General features: G+C 47.7%; 19 protein-coding genes and 1 tRNA gene. 8 read left to right on the forward strand and 12 right to left on the reverse strand.

What is annotated here, in order from left to right; translation table 11 throughout:
• Window positions 1-165: 165 nt before the first annotated feature.
• The 4 genes from zwf to fbp form a co-directional block, all read right to left on the reverse strand.
• Window positions 166-1,695 (reverse strand): glucose-6-phosphate dehydrogenase, encoded by a 1,530-nt coding sequence (gene zwf, locus ACE1CM_RS48485; RefSeq protein ID WP_374886800.1) that lies wholly within the window; start codon window positions 1,693-1,695, stop codon window positions 166-168.
• A complete protein-coding gene (locus ACE1CM_RS48490) occupies window positions 1,696-2,475 on the reverse strand; it encodes a hypothetical protein (RefSeq protein ID WP_374886801.1) in 780 nt (259 codons plus the stop codon).
• Window positions 2,476-2,559: 84 nt separating this feature from the next.
• On the reverse strand, window positions 2,560-3,705 hold the full coding sequence (gene tal, locus ACE1CM_RS48495) for a transaldolase (RefSeq protein WP_374886802.1): 1,146 nt from the start codon (window positions 3,703-3,705) through the stop codon (window positions 2,560-2,562).
• Window positions 3,706-3,791: 86 nt separating this feature from the next.
• Window positions 3,792-4,856 (reverse strand): class 1 fructose-bisphosphatase, encoded by a 1,065-nt coding sequence (gene fbp, locus ACE1CM_RS48500; RefSeq protein WP_374886815.1) that lies wholly within the window; start codon window positions 4,854-4,856, stop codon window positions 3,792-3,794.
• A gap of 221 nt (window positions 4,857-5,077) precedes the next feature.
• Here fbp and ACE1CM_RS48505 point away from each other — a divergent pair, with 221 nt between their 5' ends.
• The gene (locus tag ACE1CM_RS48505) at window positions 5,078-5,245 is read left to right on the forward strand and encodes a hypothetical protein (RefSeq protein ID WP_374886803.1); all 168 of its coding nucleotides are present in this window, start codon (window positions 5,078-5,080) and stop codon (window positions 5,243-5,245) included.
• A 249-nt stretch (window positions 5,246-5,494) separates the two neighbouring features.
• Here ACE1CM_RS48505 and ACE1CM_RS48510 read toward each other — a convergent pair whose 3' ends face one another.
• Entirely contained in the window at window positions 5,495-5,710 is a 216-nt protein-coding gene (locus ACE1CM_RS48510; RefSeq protein ID WP_374886804.1) for a hypothetical protein, read from the reverse strand.
• 111 nt (window positions 5,711-5,821) lie between these two features.
• Entirely contained in the window at window positions 5,822-6,088 is a 267-nt protein-coding gene (gene remA / locus ACE1CM_RS48515) for an extracellular matrix/biofilm regulator RemA (RefSeq protein ID WP_374886816.1), read from the reverse strand.
• 231 nt (window positions 6,089-6,319) lie between these two features.
• Here remA and ACE1CM_RS48520 point away from each other — a divergent pair, with 231 nt between their 5' ends.
• On the forward strand, window positions 6,320-8,119 hold the full coding sequence (locus ACE1CM_RS48520; RefSeq protein ID WP_374886805.1) for an NFACT family protein: 1,800 nt from the start codon (window positions 6,320-6,322) through the stop codon (window positions 8,117-8,119).
• A gap of 186 nt (window positions 8,120-8,305) precedes the next feature.
• Here ACE1CM_RS48520 and ACE1CM_RS48525 read toward each other — a convergent pair whose 3' ends face one another.
• The gene (locus ACE1CM_RS48525; RefSeq protein ID WP_374886806.1) at window positions 8,306-10,045 is read right to left on the reverse strand and encodes an iron uptake porin; all 1,740 of its coding nucleotides are present in this window, start codon (window positions 10,043-10,045) and stop codon (window positions 8,306-8,308) included.
• 410 nt (window positions 10,046-10,455) lie between these two features.
• On the opposite strand from ACE1CM_RS48525, the gene ACE1CM_RS48530 reads away from it, so the two are divergent.
• Together ACE1CM_RS48530 and ACE1CM_RS48535 are read left to right on the forward strand one after the other, a co-directional pair.
• Entirely contained in the window at window positions 10,456-11,277 is an 822-nt protein-coding gene (locus tag ACE1CM_RS48530) for a metal ABC transporter solute-binding protein, Zn/Mn family (RefSeq protein ID WP_374886807.1), read from the forward strand.
• A 47-nt stretch (window positions 11,278-11,324) separates the two neighbouring features.
• Complete coding sequence (locus ACE1CM_RS48535; RefSeq protein ID WP_374886808.1) at window positions 11,325-12,146, forward strand: metal ABC transporter ATP-binding protein; 822 nt, start codon at window positions 11,325-11,327, stop codon at window positions 12,144-12,146.
• Between the two features lie 369 nt (window positions 12,147-12,515).
• On the opposite strand, the gene ACE1CM_RS48540 is transcribed toward ACE1CM_RS48535, so the two are convergent.
• Window positions 12,516-12,926, reverse strand: coding sequence for an ArsR/SmtB family transcription factor (locus ACE1CM_RS48540; RefSeq protein WP_374886809.1), 411 nt, complete (start codon window positions 12,924-12,926; stop codon window positions 12,516-12,518).
• Between the two features lie 56 nt (window positions 12,927-12,982).
• Here ACE1CM_RS48540 and ACE1CM_RS48545 point away from each other — a divergent pair, with 56 nt between their 5' ends.
• Window positions 12,983-13,861, forward strand: a complete 879-nt coding sequence (locus ACE1CM_RS48545) for a metal ABC transporter permease (RefSeq protein WP_374886810.1) — start codon at window positions 12,983-12,985, stop codon at window positions 13,859-13,861.
• Window positions 13,862-14,021: 160 nt separating this feature from the next.
• Here the strand turns inward: ACE1CM_RS48545 and ACE1CM_RS48550 are convergent, their stop codons facing one another.
• On the reverse strand, window positions 14,022-14,186 hold the full coding sequence (locus ACE1CM_RS48550; protein WP_374886811.1) for a metallothionein: 165 nt from the start codon (window positions 14,184-14,186) through the stop codon (window positions 14,022-14,024).
• 214 nt (window positions 14,187-14,400) lie between these two features.
• On the opposite strand from ACE1CM_RS48550, the gene ACE1CM_RS48555 reads away from it, so the two are divergent.
• Window positions 14,401-14,473 (forward strand) — tRNA-Phe (locus ACE1CM_RS48555).
• 328 nt (window positions 14,474-14,801) lie between these two features.
• Here the strand turns inward: ACE1CM_RS48555 and ACE1CM_RS48560 are convergent.
• A complete protein-coding gene (locus ACE1CM_RS48560) occupies window positions 14,802-15,281 on the reverse strand; it encodes a hypothetical protein (protein ID WP_374886812.1) in 480 nt (159 codons plus the stop codon).
• Window positions 15,282-15,881: 600 nt separating this feature from the next.
• Between ACE1CM_RS48560 and ACE1CM_RS48565 the strand changes: the two genes are divergently transcribed.
• Window positions 15,882-16,193, forward strand: a complete 312-nt coding sequence (locus ACE1CM_RS48565; protein WP_226575784.1) for a DUF6679 family protein — start codon at window positions 15,882-15,884, stop codon at window positions 16,191-16,193.
• A gap of 207 nt (window positions 16,194-16,400) precedes the next feature.
• Here ACE1CM_RS48565 and ACE1CM_RS48570 read toward each other — a convergent pair whose 3' ends face one another.
• Window positions 16,401-18,080: an MBL fold metallo-hydrolase gene (locus ACE1CM_RS48570; protein ID WP_374886817.1), complete on the reverse strand. Its 1,680-nt coding sequence runs from the start codon at window positions 18,078-18,080 to the stop codon at window positions 16,401-16,403.
• 1,539 nt (window positions 18,081-19,619) lie between these two features.
• Window positions 19,620-20,141 (reverse strand): hypothetical protein, encoded by a 522-nt coding sequence (locus ACE1CM_RS48575; protein WP_374886813.1) that lies wholly within the window; start codon window positions 20,139-20,141, stop codon window positions 19,620-19,622.
• A gap of 342 nt (window positions 20,142-20,483) precedes the next feature.
• Between ACE1CM_RS48575 and mgtE the strand changes: the two genes are divergently transcribed.
• Window positions 20,484-21,836 carry a magnesium transporter gene (gene mgtE, locus ACE1CM_RS48580; RefSeq protein WP_374886814.1) on the forward strand — a complete coding sequence of 451 codons (1,353 nt, stop codon included), beginning with the start codon at window positions 20,484-20,486 and terminating at the stop codon, window positions 21,834-21,836.
• Window positions 21,837-22,042: the final 206 nt, after the last annotated feature.

Raw genomic sequence — 22,042 nt, forward strand, 5'->3', positions numbered from 1 at the left:
GATTCTAGAAAGGTTAACTCGTTACCTCTGAAGTATTCTGTATTCTGACGAGCTAACCTGAATCCACTGAAGAGGACTCGGAGACGCGGTGACGCGGTGACGCGGAGAGTTGTGCAGAAACCTTCCCCTTGTCCCCCTATCCCCGCGTCCCCGTGTCCTCTTTCGTCAGGGTCTACGCCAACGACGCCCGTCGCGGTTGATTAGCAGTTCTGCTTCTGCTGGTTCCCAAGTTCCTGCTTCATATTGGGGAACCGAGGCCGGATCGGTGGGCGCTTCCCAAGCCATCAGTGCTGGCGTTACTACCCGCCAAGCTTCTTCCACTTCATCTGCCCTGGTAAACAACGTTTGATCGCCCAACATGCAATCTAGTAATAAGCGATCGTAAGCATCCCCCGACGACTTGCCAAACGCCGAACCATATTGGAAGTCCATATCCACTGGTCTGGTACGCAGTTGTAAACCTGGCATTTTGACATCAAACCGCATGGAAATTCCTTCATTCGGCTGAATCCGCAGTGTCAAGATGTTGGAACTTGCCTGTTGGGCAGCGGATTGGAAAATCATATGCGGCACTTCCCGGAATTGGATCGCAATTTCCGACACTTTTTTCGGTAACCGCTTGCCAGTTCGCATGTAAAACGGTACCCCATGCCACCGCCAGTTATCCACCATCAGCTTCATCGCTACATAAGTGGGTGTGATGGTATTGGGATTCACCCCTGGTTCTTCTCGATACCCCGGCACACGCTTTCCTTTCATCCACCCTGCGGCGTATTGACCCCGTACCGCTGAAAGCTCTAGATTGCGGGTATCTGCCAACCGGGTTGCTTGAAGCACTTTCGTTTTTTCATTGCGGATGCTGTCGGCATCGAGGGAGTTGGGCGCTTCCATAGCCGTCAGACAAAACAGTTGCATCAGGTGGTTCTGCATCATGTCCCGCAGCGCCCCGGATGTTTCGTAATACCCCGCCCGGTCTTCCAATCCTACGGTTTCGGCAACGGTAATCTGGACGTGATCGACAAATTGGCGATTCCACAAGGGTTCAAAGATGGCGTTGGCAAAGCGAAACACCAGTAGGTTCTGAACCGTTTCCTTCCCTAAATAATGGTCGATCCGGTAAACCTGCTGTTCTTTGCAAACCTTGGTCACCACTTGGTTGAGAACTTGAGCCGATGCCAAGTCTCGACCAAAGGGCTTTTCAATCACCAGACGGTTTTTAATCGGGTTGTCCAGCATTCCTGCTGTCCCTAACTGCCGAATCGCTTCCGGGAAAAAGTTGGGCGAAACCGACAGATAAAAGACTCGATTGCCTCTAGTACCTCGTTTACCATCCAGTTCGCTCAGCAATTGCTTCAGTTTCTGGTAACTTTCTGGGTTGTCGATGTCGCCGGAACAGTAATACAATCCTTGAGCAAAGTCTTGCCAAAATTCTTCGCTGCCAATTCCCTCAGAAAACTGCTCGATGCCCTCGCGCATTTGTTCGCGAAAATAATCGTCGCTCCAAGGCCGTCGCGCCACGCCTACAATCGTAATTTCTGGGGGCAGCCTTCTTTGTCGCTTCAGTTGATAAATCGCTGGCACCAGTTTGCGTTGCGTCAGGTCGCCCGATGCGCCAAAGATGACCAAAATTTGCGGTTCGGGAACCCGTTCCTGTTGTAAACCAACGCGCAGGGGATTTTCTAGCAGTGTGACCATTTACTTGTTTCCTCGTTCAATAGCTTCCAGCCTTGCTAGTACGGCTTCGTACTTGGCTGTCAAGTCGTCTATGATGTGCTGGTATTCAGCTTTGATTTCTGCTCGGATTTTTTCTTGTTCTTGAGCAATGCGAACATCCCAATCCCTTTCCCATTGCCTAAGTTCAGCCCGCAGCTGCCTGTTTTCCTCACGCAAGCGTTCCAGTTCTGTCGCTACTTCAGCCGCACGGCGTTCTCTTTCGAGATCCTTTTGCCTGATATGTTCCTTGAGGCGTTTATTCTCTAGGCGCAACTCCTCTAATTCAGAAATACCACCCTTGGTATCTTGCTTTGCCTTTCCAGAGGATATCTTTTCGTCTACCAACCGCTGAACCTCTGCGGCAGTGGGAATGCCAGTCGGTGATAGATCTACCGCTTGCTGCCATATTTCAAGTTGTAGCGCTGGCGGTAGTTGGGCAAGGGGGCGGACTTGACTTTCCTTTTTGGGATTTTTATCCCCAATTGGGGACAAATTTTCCATAACCTGGGCAGCACTAATACATCGATATGCTGTGGACTTTCCCATTCCCCACCTGTTTCGACAATAGGCCACGAAGGTTTTGTGGGTTTCTCGGTAAAGCTTCTTTTCCTGAATCTCCATCAGAGCTTTGCCGACTTCGTAAAATGTCTGAAGTCCTCGATCTACAATAGCTTCGAGTTCTTTGAGCCGCTCTCTTTCCCCATCATCCAAGGGAGACTTCGCCTCCGATTTACTCTCTACCAGACCGTTTGAATTCACCATAACGGCTTTTTGGGAATTTGGGATTGGATATCGCTAATAGCTAATGGCTATTCTTTCTATTAGCCATTAGCTATTACCACATAACTACGCAGGTGTCAACATTTTTACCTTCTCTTCCAGCGAGTTCATCAAGGATTGGAACGGCTGGACGAATTTGTCAATCCCATCGGTCAACAGTTCTTCCATGACTTGGTTAATATCGATGTCGATGTCCGGGTCTTTCAGACTTTCGATCAAGTTGTAAGCTTCTTCGATGTTCGATTCAATCCGATTTTCCGCGCTACAGTGGTCGGCACAAGCTTCAATAGTAGCAGGAGGTAACGTATTGACTGTATCGCGGCCTACCAATTCATCCACGTACATGACGTCGCTGTATTCGGGGTTTTTGGTGCTGGTACTTGCCCACAATAGACGCTGGACTTTTGCACCTTTTTCTGCTACTGCTTTCCAGCGATCGCTCTGAATTATCTCTTTATACTTCTGATACGCGATTTTGGCGTTAGCGATCGCCACTTTCCCTTTCACTGCGCGCAGTTTGGCTTCGACGTTGATACTTTCAACCCCAGCTTTTAGCTTGTTGTCAATCCGACCATCGATGTTGCTATCAATGCGGCTGAGGAAGAAACTAGCAACTGAAGCAATGTTACTAATATCTTTCGCTTCAGCGGCTCGTTTTTCCAAGCCCTTAATATAAGCCCAGAAGCAATTGACGTAACTTTCTACCGAGAACAGCAGGGTAACATTAACGTTAATGCCATCGGCAATAACTTGCTCAACAGCTGGCAATCCTGCTGTTGTGCCGGGAATTTTAATCATCACATTTTCCCGACCGATTTCTTGATAGTAGCGCCGCGCTTCTTCTATTGTGGCTTGTGTATCGTGGGCGATCGTTGGCGGTACTTCAATGCTGATGTAACCATCTAGCCCGTTGGATTCTTCGTAAATCGGGCGGAACATATCGCAAGCGTTGCGGATATCTTCAAATACGAGAGATTCGTAAATTTTGTATGTGGGTAATCCTAAGCGCGCTCCTTTTTCGATATCGGCGTCGTAGATTTTGTTGCCTGCGATCGCTTTTTCAAAAATAGCCGGGTTCGAGGTAATCCCTCGCAGTCCCCGCGTCTCGATCAGGCGCTGCAGTTCCCCAGATTGGATTAAATCGCGAGTCAAGTTATCCATCCAGATACTTTGACCCAATTGCTCAATTTCTAAGATATGGTTGGTTGTCATCCTTGTGTCCTTCTAATTGGTCATTGGTAATTGGTAATTGGTAATTGGTTATATTTTAACGATTACCTATTACCCATTACCGCTATTTATGAATGAGCCATTACTTTGTCGCCTTGCTCCTTTGAGGGATCTTTGACGAAAGATTCCACTAGGGCAACATCATCTTTACTGCCAACAATTAAAGGCGTGCGGGCATGAATTTTATCCGCCACTACATCCAAAATTGGCACTACTCCCGTGCTGGCACGACCCCCGGCTTGTTCTGCTAAAAACGCGATCGGCGCAGCTTCGTAAAGCAAGCGCAACTTCCCTTCAGGTCGCTTTACCGTTCCTGGGTATAAAAACACCCCTCCTTGGAACAAAATGCGGTGGAAGTCTCCCACTAATGCCCCGCCGTAACGAGCGGTATAGCCCTCGTGACGGTGGACGTAGCGGATGTAGTCGCGAAACGATTCCTCCCACTGCCAGAAGTTACCTTCGTTGACGCTGTAAATCGCCCCGTGGTCGGGTATAATAATCTTCTCCGCCGAAAGAATAAACTCGCCTAAGCTGGGATCGAGGGTAAAGGCGTGAACGCCCTTGCCGATGGAATAAACCAACATCGTGCTGGGGCCGTATAACACGTAACCTGCTGCAATTTGCTTGCGTCCGTTTTGCAGCAAGTCGCGCGCCAAACCGTCTTCGTCGTTTCCTTCTTGCTGGCGAATTGAGAAGATGGAACCGACGTTCAAATTGCTGTCTATGTTGGAAGAGCCATCCAGCGGGTCATATAGCAGGGTGTAGCGACCAATGGGGCAGTTTTCTGGAATGTAATAGGGTTTTTCCATTTCCTCGGATGCCAAGCGACAAACAAGGCCGCTTTGCTCTAATACCGAGATAAAAGCTTCATTGGCGTACACGTCCATGTTTTTCACGGACTCTCCCTGTACGTTGACTTCCCCCGTCACTCCCAGCACATTTTCCATTAATCCGGCACGGCTGAGGTGGCGAGCAATCAATTTGCCTGCCAGAGCAATACGACCCATGATGGCACTGAGATCCTGTGCCTCTGTAGAAAAGCTCCCCAGTTGCTGCAAGACGTGACGCGACAGCGTCATGCAATCCCGTTTGAGGGTACGTTCTTGAGCGATTGGCGGATGCGTGTCTGCCATTGTTTTGTTCAAAATTCCCCGCTGGCTGCCGATGCTAAAAAGGCAAAATGCAAAAGATTTTCTTTCTGCTTGTACGGGTAAATTTAATTCCAGCATCTGTCTAAGCACAGATGATTGTGGTAAACTTACTTACCCATACAAATTTTTGCCTTGTTTTGAGTGGAGAGAAAAGCGGGGCGGGGTTTACCGCTTTCCTGTAAACCAATAGGGGTCTAGTTGGTATGGGCGCTGTTGAAGAGATGGCTAATCGACTGGGCAAAAAAATAGTCGCAGCCCTTGGTCGTCCTCGCTGGTTGGGTTTGGCAAGATTGTTAACGTTTCTAGCGCGGAGGACGAGTTTTGGGTTAGACAATGCCCAGGGCGATCGCTCTACTATTTCAACGCCCTAGCTCCTTTAGTTTTATTTTAGGAAAGCTTTGCTAAATCGTTCTCTAACTTTAGATGAACTATAGAATTGGTTTTTCCTGACAAGGGTGTTTTGCAGGGCTTGCCACAAGTCAAGAGTATTTTTAACGGCATTTGGCAAATTTTAGATTTTTTTAATCATGAAGGTCAAAGCTAGGAACAGAAAGCATTTAGGTTTTCGCCGACCTTCATGATTAAAGAGGTTGTGAAATACCAAAATCTAAGATTGGTCTTCAGTCTATGGAAATAGATTGGGGGCCTGTTTTACCATTTTGGTCAAGAGGTGCATGGGCAGTTTGAGTATTAATACCGGCTTCTCGATCGAGCCAAGATTTGATCGGTTCATCGGTTAACGAAAGTCGCAACATCCCGGCAAAAAAGCCGCCCAAAAAGGCAACTGGTTGCTGGGTGAGTTCTCGGAAGATGGGTGTCAGTTCATCCAAAAACATTGAGCGTCTCCTTAGAGGGCAACTAGGTTGAACGAGCCATGTCGAATTTTAGCGCGCCCAAAGCCCAGCTTGTCCTGAGGACAATCCGGCGCGCCATCCTATATTGCCGATTCAGTGGTCGCTGCTGGAACTATCTTTCGAGATCACAAAGCGGTTAGCAACGGTTTCCGGTTGGATCGCTGACAGAATCACGTGGCTGGAATCGGTTATGATCACTGCTCTAGTGCGACGACCGTAGGTGGCGTCAATTAGTTGCCCGCGATCGCGGGCATCCGTGATGATACGCTTGATCGGAGCAGATTCTGGACTAACTATGGCAACCACCCGGTTTGCAGACACAATGTTGCCAAAACCAATATTGATTAGCTGAATTTCCATGTCGCATTTACGGTCTAGCTGTGTGAGGGGCAATATTTAAGTCTATTTTCAATGTTAAAGCCAAAAAATTGGACTTACAAGCCAAAAATCCGGCTAAATTCTTGTTTTCAGCTTAGATTTCCCTTGGCATCGCTCCAGGGGTATACTTTCACCCACTTGACTTCGCCAACAATCTGCAAAAATAGAAACAGAACCGAGCATCAAATTCCTCAATCACCAAAAAATTTAGTTTTGCAACTTGTTGATTTCACCACGCTTGCGGCTGCTTGTTGGGAGGTGCGTGCAGACTGGGTACCAGCGCGCACCGAACAGGTTTATCAGCGCGATCGCTACACTATCGCCTTGGCATTACGCACCCTCAAACAACGAGGTTGGCTGACTATATCCTGGCACCCCGTCGCCGCACGGCTCCATATCGGCACTCCGCCACCCAAAACCCCCGATACCTTTACTTTTAGCCAGCAGTTACGCCACGCTTTGGGTGGTTTAGCATTGATAGATATTGTGGCGATCACTCCTTGGGAGCGGGTTTTAGACCTCCAATTCGGCAGGCGTCCAGGGGAACCCCCCCTGTGGCATCTTTATGTCGAAATTATGAGCAAATACAGTAACGTCATCCTCACCGATCGAGATCGCCTCATCGTTACCGTCGCCCACCAAGTCGATCGACAACAATCGAGCGTCCGCCCCATTCTAACCGGACAACCCTACGAATTCCCACCCGCCCTCACCGATGCAATTCCCAGTTTGAGCGAATCTATGGAACGCTGGCAACAACGAGTTAGCCTAGTTCCAGGCGCTATCTCTCGCTGTTTGCTCAAAAGCTATCGCGGCTTAAGTACGCCCCTGATACAGTCAATGATACAAGCTGCCGGATTGGATAGCGATCGCAACACCGATAGCCTAAACTCCGAAGAATGGCAGCAATTGTTTCATCGCTGGCAAGAATGGCTGCAAGTTTTGCCAGGATGTGGTGTAGAAACGGGTTTTACCAACAATCTTGGGTTGACACCGGGTGGGAAATTCCAACCCGGTTTTACGGCAAAGGGCTACACAGTAATGGGTTGGGGCATTATAGAACCAGCACTAGACGTGCAAACTTTACTCGACCAATACTATACCGCCCAACTAAACCAACAAGAATTTACCGCCCTACGCCATCAACTGAGCCAAAAACTTAACAGCGTTTTGCATAAATTGCGGCTGAAGGCGAATACATTTGAAGAACGCTTGCAACAGTCAGATCGTGCCGAACAATATCGCCAACAAGCAGATCTGTTAATGGCACACCTGCAAAACTGGGAACCAGGGATGAAGTCAATCGCCCTCCCCGACTTTGAAACCGGCAATCCCGTTACAATTCCCTTAGAACCAGAAAAAAATGCCATCCAAAATGCCCAAAGACTATATAAGCAGCACCAAAAATTAAAACGCGCTCGCAGTGCGGTTGAGCCGCTTTTAGCTGAAGTTAAGGCAGAAATCCAGTATTTGGAACAGGTAGAGGCATCCCTAACCCAATTTCCCGCCTACGAGGCAGAGGAAGATTTGCTTGCATTAAAAGAAATTCGCGAAGAATTAATTGGACAAGGATATCTAGAAGTTCCAGATTATCGCAGCCCTAGTAAAGGGGAACAAGGAAGTCAACCTTATCGATACCGCACGCCCAGTGGATTTGAATTGTTAATTGGTCGTAACAACCAACAAAACGATCGCTTGACTTTTCGCCTTGCTTCTGATTATGACCTGTGGTTCCACACCCAAGAAATACCCGGTAGCCACGTCTTGCTGCGTTTGGAACCAGGATCGGTTCCCGAACAAGCCGATCTCGAATTCGCTGCCGATTTAGCAGCTTACTACAGTCGCGCCAGACAAAGCGACCAAGTTCCCGTTATTTATACCAAACCCGCACAAGTCTATAAACCCAAGGGCGCTAAACCAGGCGTGGCAATATACAAGCAAGAGAGGGTGATTTGGGGGCGTCCCCAACGCGGAAGCGATTATGTAAAGAATACCGAACAAAACTCAGAGTAAGCACCGATCGCAAAGGTACACATACCCTGATACTATAGTGTTAAGAAACTTAACCCGCTGACGACTTGGGAACGCGCAGTCCGGGTTTCCTCAGTTTCAAACGACAACAAAACATATGTATTATTTCAGACCAGCCTTTGATCCGGCTGGTCTTTACACAATACAGGAACTTGTTAGCTAGGGATTCTAGAAACTAAAAGTCGTGCGGATCGTACCGATGATGACATCATCGTTGTTTTTGTTGTGGTCGGGGGCGGTGAGCCAAATAACTCCAGGAGTAATAGAGATATTATCTGTCACCTGGATTTGATACAAGGCTTCGATGTGGAAGGAAACATCGTCATCGTCGCCACCTAGATCGCGGTTATTTAAATCGTTCGATAAACGAGAACTCGCATCCGCAATCGGTTCGACACCCACGATAATACCTGCTAGATTACCTTTTTTACCCAAATCGGGAAAGGCTAAGCTAACGGCGGCGTTATAGATTTGAATCTCGCCTCGGTTAATTTGTCCGCCCAGGGTGGAAAGAGTGCGAGTGTTGGTGTAACCCGCCCAACCACCAAGTGCAAATCCAGGACTAATTTGCCAAGATAAGCCAAATCCGTAAGAATTGCTGGAAATTGGCAGATCAGATCCTTGTAACCCACTCGCTTCCAATCGCGCATCAGTACCATCGGCTAAGTAAGATCGCAAATTAGCGATGCGACTACCCGTTCCCAGGTCGGTGTTGTAGGAGTTAACGTAGGTTAAACCGAACTTGAAGTTTTTGCTGGGTTTGAAGGTGAGTTGAGCGATCGCACCATATGGCCCATTAAACAACCCATTCCCATCTAAGGGAATATTAGCTGTTTCCGAATTGGCGCGATACCCCAAGCTGAGTTCCACACTATCGCTAAACTCGTGTCTCAGACCGATCCCGGTGCCATCGGCGAGGTAATATATGGCATGGCGCGTACCAAAACGGGATAGGGAACCGCTAGCACCATCCCCGTCAAAGAAGGGGTTAAGCGTATCGGTAAAACTATCCGATCCCGCTGCATTCGCAGAAAGTACGACTTGAGTGCGATCGCCCAAGGGAAACGTGTAGGACAATTCATCAAGTACGATATCGCTATCTCCCGTTCCAAATGCTCCCGCCCCATAGATTAAATCGCCTTCCGGTGTCAATGTATTATTGGCAGAAAATGCATTTAAGTTCCCCGCCTGAAGTCGCGTCCTGAGTAAATCTTTCCCACTAAAACTGGTTTCAAAATTCAGACGAGTCCGGTGTGCCAAAACGGGTACGCGGTCTATTTCCTCGCCAAAGGCATTTTCTCCCGCTATAATACCCGCCGCTGCAAAGATTACTTCCCCAGCTAGCTTGGTCGTAGTAGAAAATTGTTGTGCTTCTAACCTAGCGATGCGAGGTTCTAGAGCATCTACCCTTCCCCGCAGCGAAGCGAGTTCCGCTCTAAATTCTTCCTGCAACCGCCGGATGGTGGCGATATCTTCTTTACTCGGTACGTCAGATACTGCGGCGGCGATTAATTCCTGAATCCTGTCTAAGCAAGCATTTAACCCGGCGGCGAATTCATAGCGGGTTAAGGCGCGGTTTCCCCTGTAGGTGCGGTCTGGGTAACCTTCTATACAACCGTAGCGTTCAACCAGGGATTGTAGCGCTTGAAATGCCCAGTGGGTAGGGTCTACGTCGGTTAGCTGGGAAACCGAGGTAACTTGGGCGAGGGCGTCTTCTGGCTCGATACTGTTGTTGCTGTATTGGTCGATTTGTTGTATAATTCCTTCCTCTTGGGAAGTTGGTGAGATTTCTCCTGCGTGAGATAGAGTCGGGGTTGCAGGGATGGTGGCTGTCGCGATCGCTAGTACCGCACCCACTAGGGCTGGACTCACTGGCGGCTTGTTGCAGTTTATTCTCAACTTATTCAATCTCTTAATCCTCACACCAATTTCAGCTTAACAGCAATTTATCATTACACCACTTAAGCTCCAGACGCTACCCCTTCTAGAAAACTTTGTTTTTTACCCGATATTAGTGCTATTAGCTTGCAATAATTCTGCACGGTTCAACGCTTTCCCGCACCTTGCTTCTTGGGAATATAGGGATTTATAACCAGAACGATCTTAATTTTGGCATCTATATTTAGAATAAGATCTATTCTCAAATGGTTCTACGGCAGTCTCGCCCGCCGTGGGGTCAAAGGAGGGAAAGCGTGAATATGCCAAAATTTATACTAGGTTTGTTGTTGACTTGCCTCCTAGCAGGCTGCACGCAAACCACAACAACGCCAACAGCCCCGGTAGCGCAGCCTACACCTGGAAAGCCGAAACTAAGAATAATGACAACATTCTTGCCGATGTATTGGTTTACACAGGCAGTTGCGGGAGAGTTGGCGCAGGTGGATGTGTTAGTACCTCCAGGTGCGGAGGTACATGACTACCAAGCAACGCCGAAAGACGTGAGTGCGATCGCGCAAGCCGATATTCTGGTAAAAAATGGCTTGGGTTTAGAAGAATTTCTCGAAAATACGATCAAAAACGCCCAGAATACCAAACTCAAACAAATAGATGCCAGCAGCGGTATTAAACCCGTGGAAGAAATTTCTCCCGTTGTTAAACCAATTAAATCAGACCACGACCACGAACATGGTGCTGGAAACCCTCACGTTTGGCTAGATCCAGTTTTAGCAATTAAACAGGTAGAAAATATTAGAGATGGATTAATTGCCGCCGATGCCAATAATAAAGCAAATTACGAAGCCAACGCCGCCGCCTATATCCAAAAACTGAAAGAATTAGACCAACAATATCAGCAAAAATTGCAGCCCTATCGCAATACTTGCACGTTTATTACCTTCCACGATGCATTTCCCTATCTGGCACAGCGATATCAGCTTAAGCAAGTAGCAGTCGTAGAGATTCCGGAAGATCAACTTTCGCCAGAGGATGTACAAAAAACAATAGCAGCCGTTAAAAAGTACAATGTGAAAGCGCTATTCGACGAACCGGGAACGGATAATAAATTGCTGACCAGTCTTTCTCGCGACTTAAACTTGACCCTGCGAAATTTGGATTCGCTGGAAAGCGGCAGCACCGCTCCGCAGCATTACTTTACTGCTATGGGTAGCAATTTGCAAGCACTTCAAGCTGCCTGCCAGTAGCTTTAAATTGTTTTGATTTGTGAAGAAAGAGAGTTAAATGGGAGAGAATGAATTCTAATGCAGCCCCGGTTGTAAAAGTACAAGGGTTAACCGTATACCGAGGTAATTATCCAGCAGTTAGGGATGTTTCATTTGAACTATTGCCGGGAACGGATACGGCAATAATAGGTCCAAATGGCTCGGGTAAGAGTACGTTGGTTCAAGGAATTTTAGATTTAATTCCGCGCAGTGGAGGAAAGATTGAAATCTTCGGTTGCGCGATTCAAAATTTGGGGCGAATGCGGCGTTTAATTGGATATATTCCCCAAAATTTTATTTTCGACCGCAGCTTTCCGATTTCTGTGGGTGAATTGGTAGCTTTGGGATGGAGGGAGGGGAGACGCGGCGAAGCGGGGACGCGGGGACGCGGTGAAGGGAAGCAGAACTCAAGACCAAATCGAGGATACTGGTTTTGGCAGAAAGATAGGGAAAAAGACGAAGCGATCGCATCTTCTCTAAAACGAGTAGGTGCGTATCACCTGCGTACTCAAGCGATTGGCACTTTAAGTGGAGGAGAACTCAAGCGGGTATTATTAGCATACTGTTTAGTAAGTCCCCGCAGATTGTTAGTATTAGACGAAGCATTTGCCGGATTGGATGTTTCCGGAGAAGCAGATTTTTACAGTTTGCTGCACAGACTCAAAAGCGAACAAGGTTGGACGGTATTGCAGGTTTCCCACGATATAGATATGGTAGATCGACATTGCGATCGCGTGCTTTGTCTCAACCAAACTATACTCTGTTCGGGAGACCCCCAGACGATCCTTTCGCCCCAAAATTTGTTAGCAACCTATGGTCCTGCTTTCAGTCGCTATCAACACCACCATTGATTTTAGATGTTAGATTTTAGATTTTAGATTGCAGATTAAGGAAGCGGTAATTGGTAATTGGTAATTGGTAATTGGATTAACAAGCTTTTGCCTCCAGAGTCATAAACTTGGTTGATTCATAGATTTCTGGCGGTCAAACCGACTATTTTTGGCAGAAACCGGGTTTCTTTAGCTCGATTTAACTACCAACTTACCTTATCTACCTCTTGCTTCCTTCTTCGCGTTCTTCGTGTCTTCGCGGTTTCTTAAATAGTTATTCTTCCGGCGCGAAGGTAGTAAATAGTTGTAAAGGCGGGTTTGACATACATAATATATCAACAAGTCCAAACCCCACTTTAAATCTGCAATCTTAAATCTGCAATCTGCAATTCAACCTGTTTCATCTAAATGTTCGGCAACGGCATGGTAAAGGTCGAGGACGTGGCGATCTTGGAGACGATAGAAAACATGGCGTCCTTGTTTGCGGTAGCTTACCAATCGCATGGCACGCAAGACGCGCATTTGATGGGAAACTGCCGATTCGCTCATTTCCAGTGCTGCTGCTAAATCGCCGACGCAGCGTTCTTTGACTGCCAAAATTGAAAGAATCCGCAGACGATTGGCATCTCCCAAAAGGCTAAAAAATTCTGCCATGCGTTGAGCTTTTTCGGTGCTTAACAGTTGACCTTTGAGCTGATGAACTTGTGAAAGCTCAACTGGGTGTGGCGGATTGCAGGTCAGCTGTTCTGAATCTTCAACGGAATTGGTTATATTTGCTTCAACAGCCGGGTTTGCTGACATATTAAACTTACAAGTGACAATAATTCTTGAGATGGATTTGTATAAGTGGTGTAAAAATGATTTTACTTGACTTACTGAATAATTTTAGCTTGTTTGCGCTCGCGCTGGAAAATGACTTGATAACGCTGCTACAGTTTCCGTTTATGCAGCGCGCGATCGCGGGTGGTATATTAATGGGAGTGTGGGGAGGCTTACTCGGCAGCTTCGTCACTCTCAGGCAATTATCCTTTTTTAGCCATGCCGTAGGTCACTCGGCTTTAGTGGGAATTGTTTTAGGCGTACTGCTACAGTTAAACCCCACCTGGATGCTGCTACCCTTTACCCTCGCGTTTGGTTTAGTTGTACTGTATCTCATCGACCAAACCAACTTAGCCAGCGATAACATCCTCAACGTTGTTTTATCGGGAACTTTAGCAATTGGAATTATCCTCAGCAGCTTGGTGAGAGGTTATCGAGGCGGTTTGATGAATGTGCTGTTTGGAGATATTCTCGCCATCGACGTAACAGACTTAATACTCACCTGCGTTTTAATCCTGGGTGGTAGCATTTATCTGTTCTCCACCCTACAGCAGCAAATCCTACTCACACTTAATCCAGCAGTGGCGAAAGTTCAAGGCATCCCTGTTCAGCTTCACCGCTACTGGTTTGTCGTACTGCTGTCTTTAACCGTTGCCTTAGCAACTAAAGCCATAGGAATTTTATTAGTAAATGCTTTCTTGGTTATCCCCGCTTCCGCCGCCAAATTGTTGAGTCACCAATTTAGCCGCTTTCTGGCACTATCCGTGATAATTGGCGCTACCAGCAGCATTTTCGGCATTGTTTTGTCTGGACTGCCCCTGCTAAACTGGCCTTCTGGGCCCAGCATCGTGTTAGTCCAGTTTTTGATATTTCTAGCCGTTATCGGCATCACCAAGCTGAAAATACCAGCCACTTGAAACTTAACCCGACCCGAACAGGACTTACCCAAGGGCGTTGGCAGAAACCCGGTTTCGACCGTCGATCTCTGGTTGCCTTTCCCAAAGATTTTTCGTAGAAACCGGGAATATGAGCGTAAGTCCTGCCGAAAACACCTTTGCGGGTGGGGTTTTGAGTACTTTAGCCGCAGCTGCAACCGTGATGTTCGCAGCCTTTGCCATTTGGGTGACCGTCGGCACAGGCATCGCTGCAATAGTACTTGCCATTTTTTTCAATCGCGTCGCTGATAGAAACAACGCAGACGCAGGACTCACAAGCACATTTCATTGAAGTTACGGTGGTCATGGCAATCTCCTAATCTATGCTTCTCTACTATAACGTATGAACAATTATTCACATATTAGTCGAGGCAAATCTTTACAAAACTGTCTGGGAGTGGGTTGGCGCTCAACTGTAACGGGAGTTGGAAGCCTGGTTAAAATATTTTTAGCGCTTCTCTCGATTGGGGCTTGCTAAAACTGCCAAAGGTTTGTTAAAGTAATAAAGCACTGAAAAAAGCGCCGGGATAGCTCAGTTGGTAGAGCAGAGGACTGAAAATCCTCGTGTCACCAGTTCAAGTCTGGTTCCTGGCATTAACCACAAACCCTAAAAATACTAAATTTCAGGGTTTGAGCATCAACTTGGCAATTTGAGTCACTGCAATGAGGGATAACGCTCTATTATATCCCAATTTACGGAACCTATCTATTATTTACTGCGCTAGACAGATGTTTTAGGCTAAGGATAACTATTTATTCGTGCATCAAGGAAGCCCTATCGTGATGATTCGCTCACTGGTAGAGTCTGCTTTTCAAACGGGGTGCCTCAGTGTCGCTTCAGAAGGTCTTATCGGTCAAGTTCTAGCGACGAAAGGCTACCAGTCAGCTGACTTAGAAGCTCTCGTTACCCTTTACAATGCGCTTAACTCAGGTCAGATTCACCGAGAGGCGCGCTCTGACGCGATCCAAAGATTAGCAGAGTCTTGTCAACAGCGTCAGGTATCTGTTTCATCAAGTTACTGCGTATTGATTTGATACTCGTGAAGGCGCTTTCCCGGAAGGGAAGCGCCTTGTGGGTCGCCAAACAACTGCCACTCCCAGGAAGGGGGGGTATTGATGCGCCGTCAGATATCCGTTTTTTTGACCCAGGACTGAGGCAAACACCAAAGTTTCTCTGAAAAATCGTCGTTGGGAAACTAGAGATGGCAGCTTGAAACTTTGGTGATAGGAACGCCCTGGCGTAAGTCGGGTGACCAAATCCTGATGTGAGAATAATCAAGCGTAACGGTTTTGCAGCCGCTTGAGAGACAACAATGTCAGGAAAAAGCGATGAACGGGTAAAGTTTGTGCTAGGATACCGGCAGGTAGGTTCCAAATAATCGATTCCGACGCGAGTCGGCATGAAGCTTTAGCAGAAGTAATGCTGCTTTTAAAGAGAGCGAGCCTCCAATCCCCTGCCCGAAGCGCTCTCAAAAGCTAGTACGGTGGAACATACCTGAAATGAACGATGGGGAGGCGATCGCTTCTGACACGTTGGTGATAACCTGATATGTTAAGTGAAATTTATGAATTAAGCATTCGATTTTCGAGTGGAATCCTATAAAGTTGCTTACCGACCTGTGAGACAAAGACAATTGTTTATAGAATAATAAGTAGAGCAACGCGATCGCCCTCAGGTAATGCTCGTCTTCCTGAATGCAACGAACCCTAAATGACAAATGCTCAGGCTGCTTTTAAGCTCCAAAGAAATTTTGCACCAACTATCTGCGGCTCAATACGCGCGAAACCTTGTCTCAATAAATCATCAGCCACGGCAAAAGAGTGCTGTCTGCAAAAGGTGATGATTTACAAAGAGACGGTTACAGCTACAGATTTGCCTCTATCATGGGTACGAGGCAAAAAAGTATTTATTTAACGCAGAAAAATTGCTACACACACCTGCAATTCTGGTGAAAAATTTGATTCATCATTTAAAGAGTTCCCTGGTTAGGAGAAGGAACACATGCTACACCGCAAGATATATCAACTCTGTTGCGATGGTCGTGAAGTCTGTGTTTTCTTGCGGGACCAGCAACGCTGGATAGAACGCGCTCGCATCATTGACATAGAAGGAGATTTAGTGACGCTGCGCTATGAAACCGATGAAGAAGACGAAATTTCTTCTTGGGAAGAGATGGTGCGCCTAGAAAGCATAGGTGCTGTGAGTCAGAAGTTGGCTTCAGTCCCGAGAGGGAATGTCGAACCCCTGGTTTCGGACGATTGTCCGGAAGCAGAACAAATCCGCAACCGCTACTCAGACTCTTCAGAAGGGTAAGGCATAGAATAAAAGAATAGCAGATTGAAGATTTCAGATTGGCATAAAATCTGAAATCTGCAATTCTTTGATCTCAGGACTTACGCACGACGCACCTATCACCAAAGTTTCAAGCTGCGATCTCTAGTTCCAAAGCGACGATTTTTCAGAGAAACTTTGGTGTTTGCGTAAGTTATGTATCTGAAATCGGCCTTGCCCAATGCCATACTATTTTTTGGCTTCATCAATCCCTGCAGCTGGCTCAAATACGGGACAGTAACCATCGGGCGTCACCTTGAAGCCAAATAGTGGCGACGCTTGATTCCAACAGCGTTGACCGCGCTGATGGCGGCAATTACCGCAGCAGGCGAGGTCAGTGGGTAGGGAGCGATCGCTGCGGTCAGCGAGGAGTTCCCGTTGGGATAGCCCGCGCAATACCAATTCTTCACCCTGCCAGCGGGCTTCTACTAAACCAGTATCGGCAAAAGCTTGCCAGCGAGGATCGGCGGCGATCGCATCGGGTAGGGTAATCGTCACCACCGTGCCTAACTCGGTCAACTCGCCCTCGTAGTTGGTTTCCGGTGCGGCGGGGTGCAGAAAAGTTTCGCCGATTGGCAATTCTACTAAAGTGCCAGCCGCAGGACAGTGGACGTGGTAGCGATTTTGTAACTCATCTAACCCGGTTAAATCGGCCAAATAGGTGGAATTACCGTGGATAAATACCAGGTGCTGGGGACGCAGATTGTGAATTAGCTGGGTTGTTCCCGGACCATCGCAATGCTGGGCGAGTAAATAGGTTTCCACCGTCAAACGCCCGGTTTTGATGTCGGTTTTGAATTGTTTGGCAGCATCGGGAAACCAATCGCGAGTTAATTCGACCCAACTGGCTGATTCGGGGTTGCTGGCAAAACGACTGGGTCGTTGGGGGAGTAGGATTAACCAAGAACTGAGGTCTGCATCCAGATATTCCCTTAAATCGGCAGTTTCATCGGTGATAACGATGCAGGGAGATTGACCGATACTGTGACGTAGTTCGGGTGGTAACCGCCGCACGCGGGGACGGATTTTTTCATCCCAGAATAAAGGTTGGTGGCGGGAAAAATTTTGTACCGATGTGGGTAAGTGGGGCAGTAGATTCAGGTAAGCATCGCACCCAGCCGCCACGTTGCCATCTACCCAAATATCGATATTTCGACCTGTAAATTGGTGATGACTCCGCAGCAGCATGAGTATTTCTTGCCCCAGTCCCAAAGCTGGTACTGGTAGCAAAACAGATTGCTCTGCGCCTAAAGCGCGACTAATGCGTTCGGCTAGCTGGTTTTCTTGCTGACGGCGGTGCGGATGGCGCGCCGTGCCGTAAGTCCCCTCAATAATCAGTACTTCAGGTTCTAATCCCCGCAACGCTTCTAGGGGTAACCCCTCTACCAACCGCGAGTTCGACAAGAAAAAGTCTCCTGTATAAAGTAGGGTATAACTGCGGCGGTTTGTGGTGTAGGTGAGTCGAATTGCTGTCGCTCCCGGCAGGTGTCCGGCTGGATATAATTCGCACGACAGTCCATCGGCAAACTCTACCGGACTTCGCAACGGTAAAGCTTGGCAAAAATTGGGGATTTTGTTGGGGTCTATACTCGTCCAATTCAGCGGCAACAGGTAGGTAGTCGCCTCGCTGGCGTATATTGGCAATTGGGGAAAAGCCTGATGCAGCGCCAATAAACCCCTGGCATGATCCGGGTGGGCGTGGCTACACAGAACAACATCCGCTGGCAGTTCCTGGTCTAAACCTGCTGCCAGCGGCGATATGTCTGCCATGCCACAATCTAAGATAATGCGGTATGGCCCCATCCGCACTAGCAGACAAACCCCTTCATCCTCGTGATTAACACTATAAGGAAAGCATTCCAGCTCGATCACAATCAACCTTTGCCTGTAAACGCCTTATCGTTGTTTACAGAAATATAGTATTTTTGCGCGTAACAAAAAAGCGCGGTAACTCCCCGCTCCTGCCATATTTTAATTGAGCGATAGGCACATGCTTGCACTTTTATGTGCCGCATCACTAGAAAAATAAAAATCGGAGTTAAATCGAGCCAATCTAGGCATATTGATACCTGGCGTTTGGATATAATTCATCTAGGCGTTAATGCGCCCCGCTTGAAATTAGAGTACCATTTCTAGGCTTGCTTATTAGTCGAACGGGTATATATTAAAACACTAGAAAACGGAAATCCGGCATCCTGAAACATCGATTTTAAAAAAATTGCTGCCAGAGGGAAATTTGGATTTATGCTGGGTAAGGCTTGCTGGCAATCGGCCAGCCTTACCCGGTGAGGCAATAATCTCGCGACAGCGATCGCGGGAGAGTTGCCAATTGCTTTAGTGAGCAGAGCCGTTACCGTGATAGTTGTCTGTGTCGTAAAACCCGTTTTTGGTGCCAAAAAACAGGCTTGAAAGGATAAATACAAAGGTTAATCCCACTAAAATCAGCTTAACGTCCATTGGTTTGATATGCTCCCGTTAAGGTGGATGAACTTTGACACTGCTATACAAAACTTGGCTAAACTTATCTAAGCTTCACCATTCAACTAGAAGTAATTTCTAGAGGTTCTGCTTAGAGCTTCAACCAAGGGAGTCGTATCCAACTTGTCCACAGGCGTAAATTCGGGTGTAGCCCACCCTATTTTTGGCGCTGTCAAACTATTGTTTTTGAAGCTTTTAGCCATTGTTCAACCATTATTTTCAACCTATTTAACGAATCGTGGTATTCCGTTCGACCTTTTTATAGGCTGGTCAGTTTTGAATCGACTGTGGTTTACAAACCAGAAAATTTTTGGCCTTGGTTTTCGGAACTATCGCTAAAATCGCATAAAATTACCAATCTGTCAATATCAGCACCATCAATAACTATCGATAACTATAAGCAAGAAAATTGGCATTTAGTCTGCCTCCCTGACTTAAAGGTACAGGGATTCTTAATACTTCACAGCCTTAATATCCTGATTTCTCAGGTTCCCAGGAGCACCACTGTTGCCACAAGGGCGTAGTGATATCTCCTAACATTTTTTTGGGCTAAGAGAACCAATAGGTTCGGGCTTTCCCAGAGTCACCACGTACCTTGACACTCTCCGCGCCTATTGGTACGGGGATTCTTAAGATCTTTCAGTCTTAATATCCTGAGATCCAGGAAACCTTAGCGCAATCCTTATACCCGAAGGCGGGCCAAATCTTAGTCTGGCAACGGGATCATCGGTGGTAAACTTTCCCCCAGTTGGTCGGTAGGTTTTAGCGTCTTATAGTGACGGAAAGTATTCTAGCACGGTTGCGCCTGGACTGGACTTAAAAGTCCCGGCAAGCACTACATCGGGCGCGTAAACGACGGGGGTTTTGTGCTTCTCGTCATGGTTTATAACAGTACATTCAACCAGAATTGGTGAATCGATGTACCCAATTCTAGAGCCGAATCTCTTGTCCCAACTCGGTGAAGCGAACGGTTTTGACACCCCATTGGGTATTTCTGGTTAGAGTTTGGCGCAGGCTGCCAAAAAGGATAAACTGTTCGCAACTGCTAAAAGAGACAAAACGCTTGGAGCCGGACGCCCGTCTGAAATCGACGGTGACTTCACCTCGATCGCGTTTGAAATTGACGCTGTATCCGGCTAGTTTGAACCCAGGGATACGCACCCGCATTATAACCTGACCGACAGCGGCGGTTATGGGCTGGTCACCTGGAACTCTCACCCTTTGTGGAATCAAGGACTGACACTGAGGGTTTGCTGTATAGATTGTAACTGTTGTCAAGCGATGGGCGGTTTGACTTAGAAGCGTCGATCCCCCCCTAACCCCCCCTTGCCAAGGGGGGGAAAAAGTCCCTCTGAGCAGGGAATTTGGGCTGTTGCTGCTGGGATTGGTCAGTGCAAACGCAGGATTACTTAGACTGAAGAGAATCATCCCAGCGAGAATAAAGAGTCGCATATACTTTGATGCCGTTGGTGGCATTAGGTTAGTGAATTTACTTAGGTAGACGCTCTGCATGTAACCAAGTGTTGTGGCGAGCGGATACAGATTCTGTATAATCCCGGAGCGATTGACGTTGTGGATGTAAGCATTGTTTCAAGTCGTCTGGGAAAAATTGGCAATTTAAACCTCTACCTTTAAAACACTCAAGGGGTTAGGATATAACTTAGCGATACCTCTATTTGGTATCGATGTCGAATTTTTTGGATTTTATGGACCGAAGTCCATCTAGTCGAAGTATCAAACTCCTCTAGCGTGGTGAGCGAAAGTCTCCCAGCGCGGGGGAGACTAGGAGGTATAATGCTTACACAGGAACGCAGGGCGCAAGTAGCCGATGTTACTGACTTAAACCAGCTGAAGTCGGAACTCAATGCCCTTCAAGCGGTGGATGTGGGGGATTGCATCGTAGAAATGCCCCCAGAACAAAGAGCGATCGCATTTCGCTTACTCAACAAAGACCACGCGATCGCAGTATTTGAATATCTGCCGCCGGAAGTCCAGGAAGAACTGATCAATTCGCTGCAAGATACTCAAGTGTGTCAGATTATCGAAGCGATGCAACCTGACGATCGGGCAGAATTGTTTGATGAACTACCTGCTGGAATTGTCAAGCGATTAGTTCAGCAACTCTCCCCAGCAGAACGGCAGGCAACGGCGACGATTTTGGGGTATGCTGAAGGCACTGCGGGTCGCGCGATGACGACGGAATACGTGCGACTGCGGGAAGGCTTAACCGTTGGCGAAGCATTAAGCAAGATACGCCTTGCCGATGGCGATAAGGAAACAATTTACTACGCTTACGTCACCGACAACAACCGTAAGCTGGTACGGGTAGTATCGCTGCGCCAGTTGCTGTTTTCCCTTCCCGAAGCCCGAATTCGCGATATTGCTAGCAGTCGGGTAATTAAAGCTTACACCGAAATGCCCCAGGAAGAAGCAGCGCAACTGATGAAGCGCTACGACTTGATCGCGCTGCCGGTGGTGGATCGGGAAGACCGACTCGTGGGCATTATCACGATTGACGACGTAGTAGATATTTTAGAGGAAGAAGCGACCGAAGATATCCAAAAACTAGCAGGCGTCAGCGGCGGGGACGAAGCTGCACTATCGCCTCCCCAGGTAACGATTCGCAAGCGACTGCCTTGGTTGCTGGGTAATATTGGATTGTATATTGGGGCGGCTAGCGCGATCGCACCCTTCCAGAAAGTGATTTCCCTAGTGCCGGTACTGGCGGTAATTATGCCGATTTTATCCAATACAAGCGGCAATGTAGCAATTCAAGCTTTATCGGTAACCGTTCGGGGACTCGGGGTAGGGGAAGTCACCCCCAAAGATACCCTCAAAATACTTCGCAAGGAAATTCTAGCAGGGTTGGGGACGGCCTTGGCCTTGGGACTGGCACTGGGAATTCTTTCCTTAATTTGGTCTTCCCAACAAGAGTGGTGGGTAGCGTTAGTCGCCGCAATGGTGATGGGGATTAATGTATTCATTGCTGCTACCCTGGGAACGTTACTACCAATGGGTTTAAAGCGGGTAAACCTCGACCCGGCTTTAATTAGCGGTCCGTTGCTAACTACGATGTTAGATGCGGTGGGATTTTTAACGTTTTTAACCCTAGTTTCCCTAGCGTTGCATATGCTTGGTAATGGGTAATTGGTAATGGGTAATTGGTAATGGGGAAGATGAGGAAGATGAGGAAGAATTCTCCCTTGTCTCCCTCTCTCCGCGTCTTTGCGTCCCCGCGTCCCCGCGTCTTTGCGTCCCCGCGTCCCCGCGTCTTTGCGTCCCCGCGTCCCCGCGTCTTTGCGTCCCCGCGTCCCCGCGTCTTTGCGTCCCCGCGTCCCCGCGTCTTTGCGTCC

The sequence above is a fragment of the Microseira sp. BLCC-F43 genome (assembly GCF_041929235.1).
GTDB lineage: Bacteria > Cyanobacteriota > Cyanobacteriia > Cyanobacteriales > Aerosakkonemataceae > Microseira.

Bases quoted from the DNA above. Each gene is read 5' to 3' on its own strand.
- zwf (WP_374886800.1), bottom strand. From the start codon at position 1,695: ATGGTCACACTGCTAGAAAATCCCCTGCGCGTTGGTTTACAACAGGAA.
- mgtE (WP_374886814.1), top strand. From the start codon at position 20,484: ATGCTTACACAGGAACGCAGGGCGCAAGTAGCCGATGTTACTGACTTA.
- remA (WP_374886816.1), bottom strand. From the start codon at position 6,088: ATGGAAATTCAGCTAATCAATATTGGTTTTGGCAACATTGTGTCTGCA.
- ACE1CM_RS48560 (WP_374886812.1), bottom strand. From the start codon at position 15,281: ATGCCGACTCGCGTCGGAATCGATTATTTGGAACCTACCTGCCGGTAT.
- ACE1CM_RS48505 (WP_374886803.1), top strand. From the start codon at position 5,078: ATGGGCGCTGTTGAAGAGATGGCTAATCGACTGGGCAAAAAAATAGTC.
- ACE1CM_RS48575 (WP_374886813.1), bottom strand. From the start codon at position 20,141: ATGCGACTCTTTATTCTCGCTGGGATGATTCTCTTCAGTCTAAGTAAT.
- ACE1CM_RS48535 (WP_374886808.1), top strand. From the start codon at position 11,325: ATGAATTCTAATGCAGCCCCGGTTGTAAAAGTACAAGGGTTAACCGTA.
- fbp (WP_374886815.1), bottom strand. From the start codon at position 4,856: ATGGCAGACACGCATCCGCCAATCGCTCAAGAACGTACCCTCAAACGG.
- ACE1CM_RS48565 (WP_226575784.1), top strand. From the start codon at position 15,882: ATGCTACACCGCAAGATATATCAACTCTGTTGCGATGGTCGTGAAGTC.
- ACE1CM_RS48545 (WP_374886810.1), top strand. From the start codon at position 12,983: ATGATTTTACTTGACTTACTGAATAATTTTAGCTTGTTTGCGCTCGCG.
- ACE1CM_RS48510 (WP_374886804.1), bottom strand. From the start codon at position 5,710: ATGTTTTTGGATGAACTGACACCCATCTTCCGAGAACTCACCCAGCAA.
- tal (WP_374886802.1), bottom strand. From the start codon at position 3,705: ATGACAACCAACCATATCTTAGAAATTGAGCAATTGGGTCAAAGTATC.
- ACE1CM_RS48550 (WP_374886811.1), bottom strand. From the start codon at position 14,186: ATGACCACCGTAACTTCAATGAAATGTGCTTGTGAGTCCTGCGTCTGC.
- ACE1CM_RS48530 (WP_374886807.1), top strand. From the start codon at position 10,456: ATGACAACATTCTTGCCGATGTATTGGTTTACACAGGCAGTTGCGGGA.
- ACE1CM_RS48540 (WP_374886809.1), bottom strand. From the start codon at position 12,926: ATGTCAGCAAACCCGGCTGTTGAAGCAAATATAACCAATTCCGTTGAA.
- ACE1CM_RS48490 (WP_374886801.1), bottom strand. From the start codon at position 2,475: ATGGTGAATTCAAACGGTCTGGTAGAGAGTAAATCGGAGGCGAAGTCT.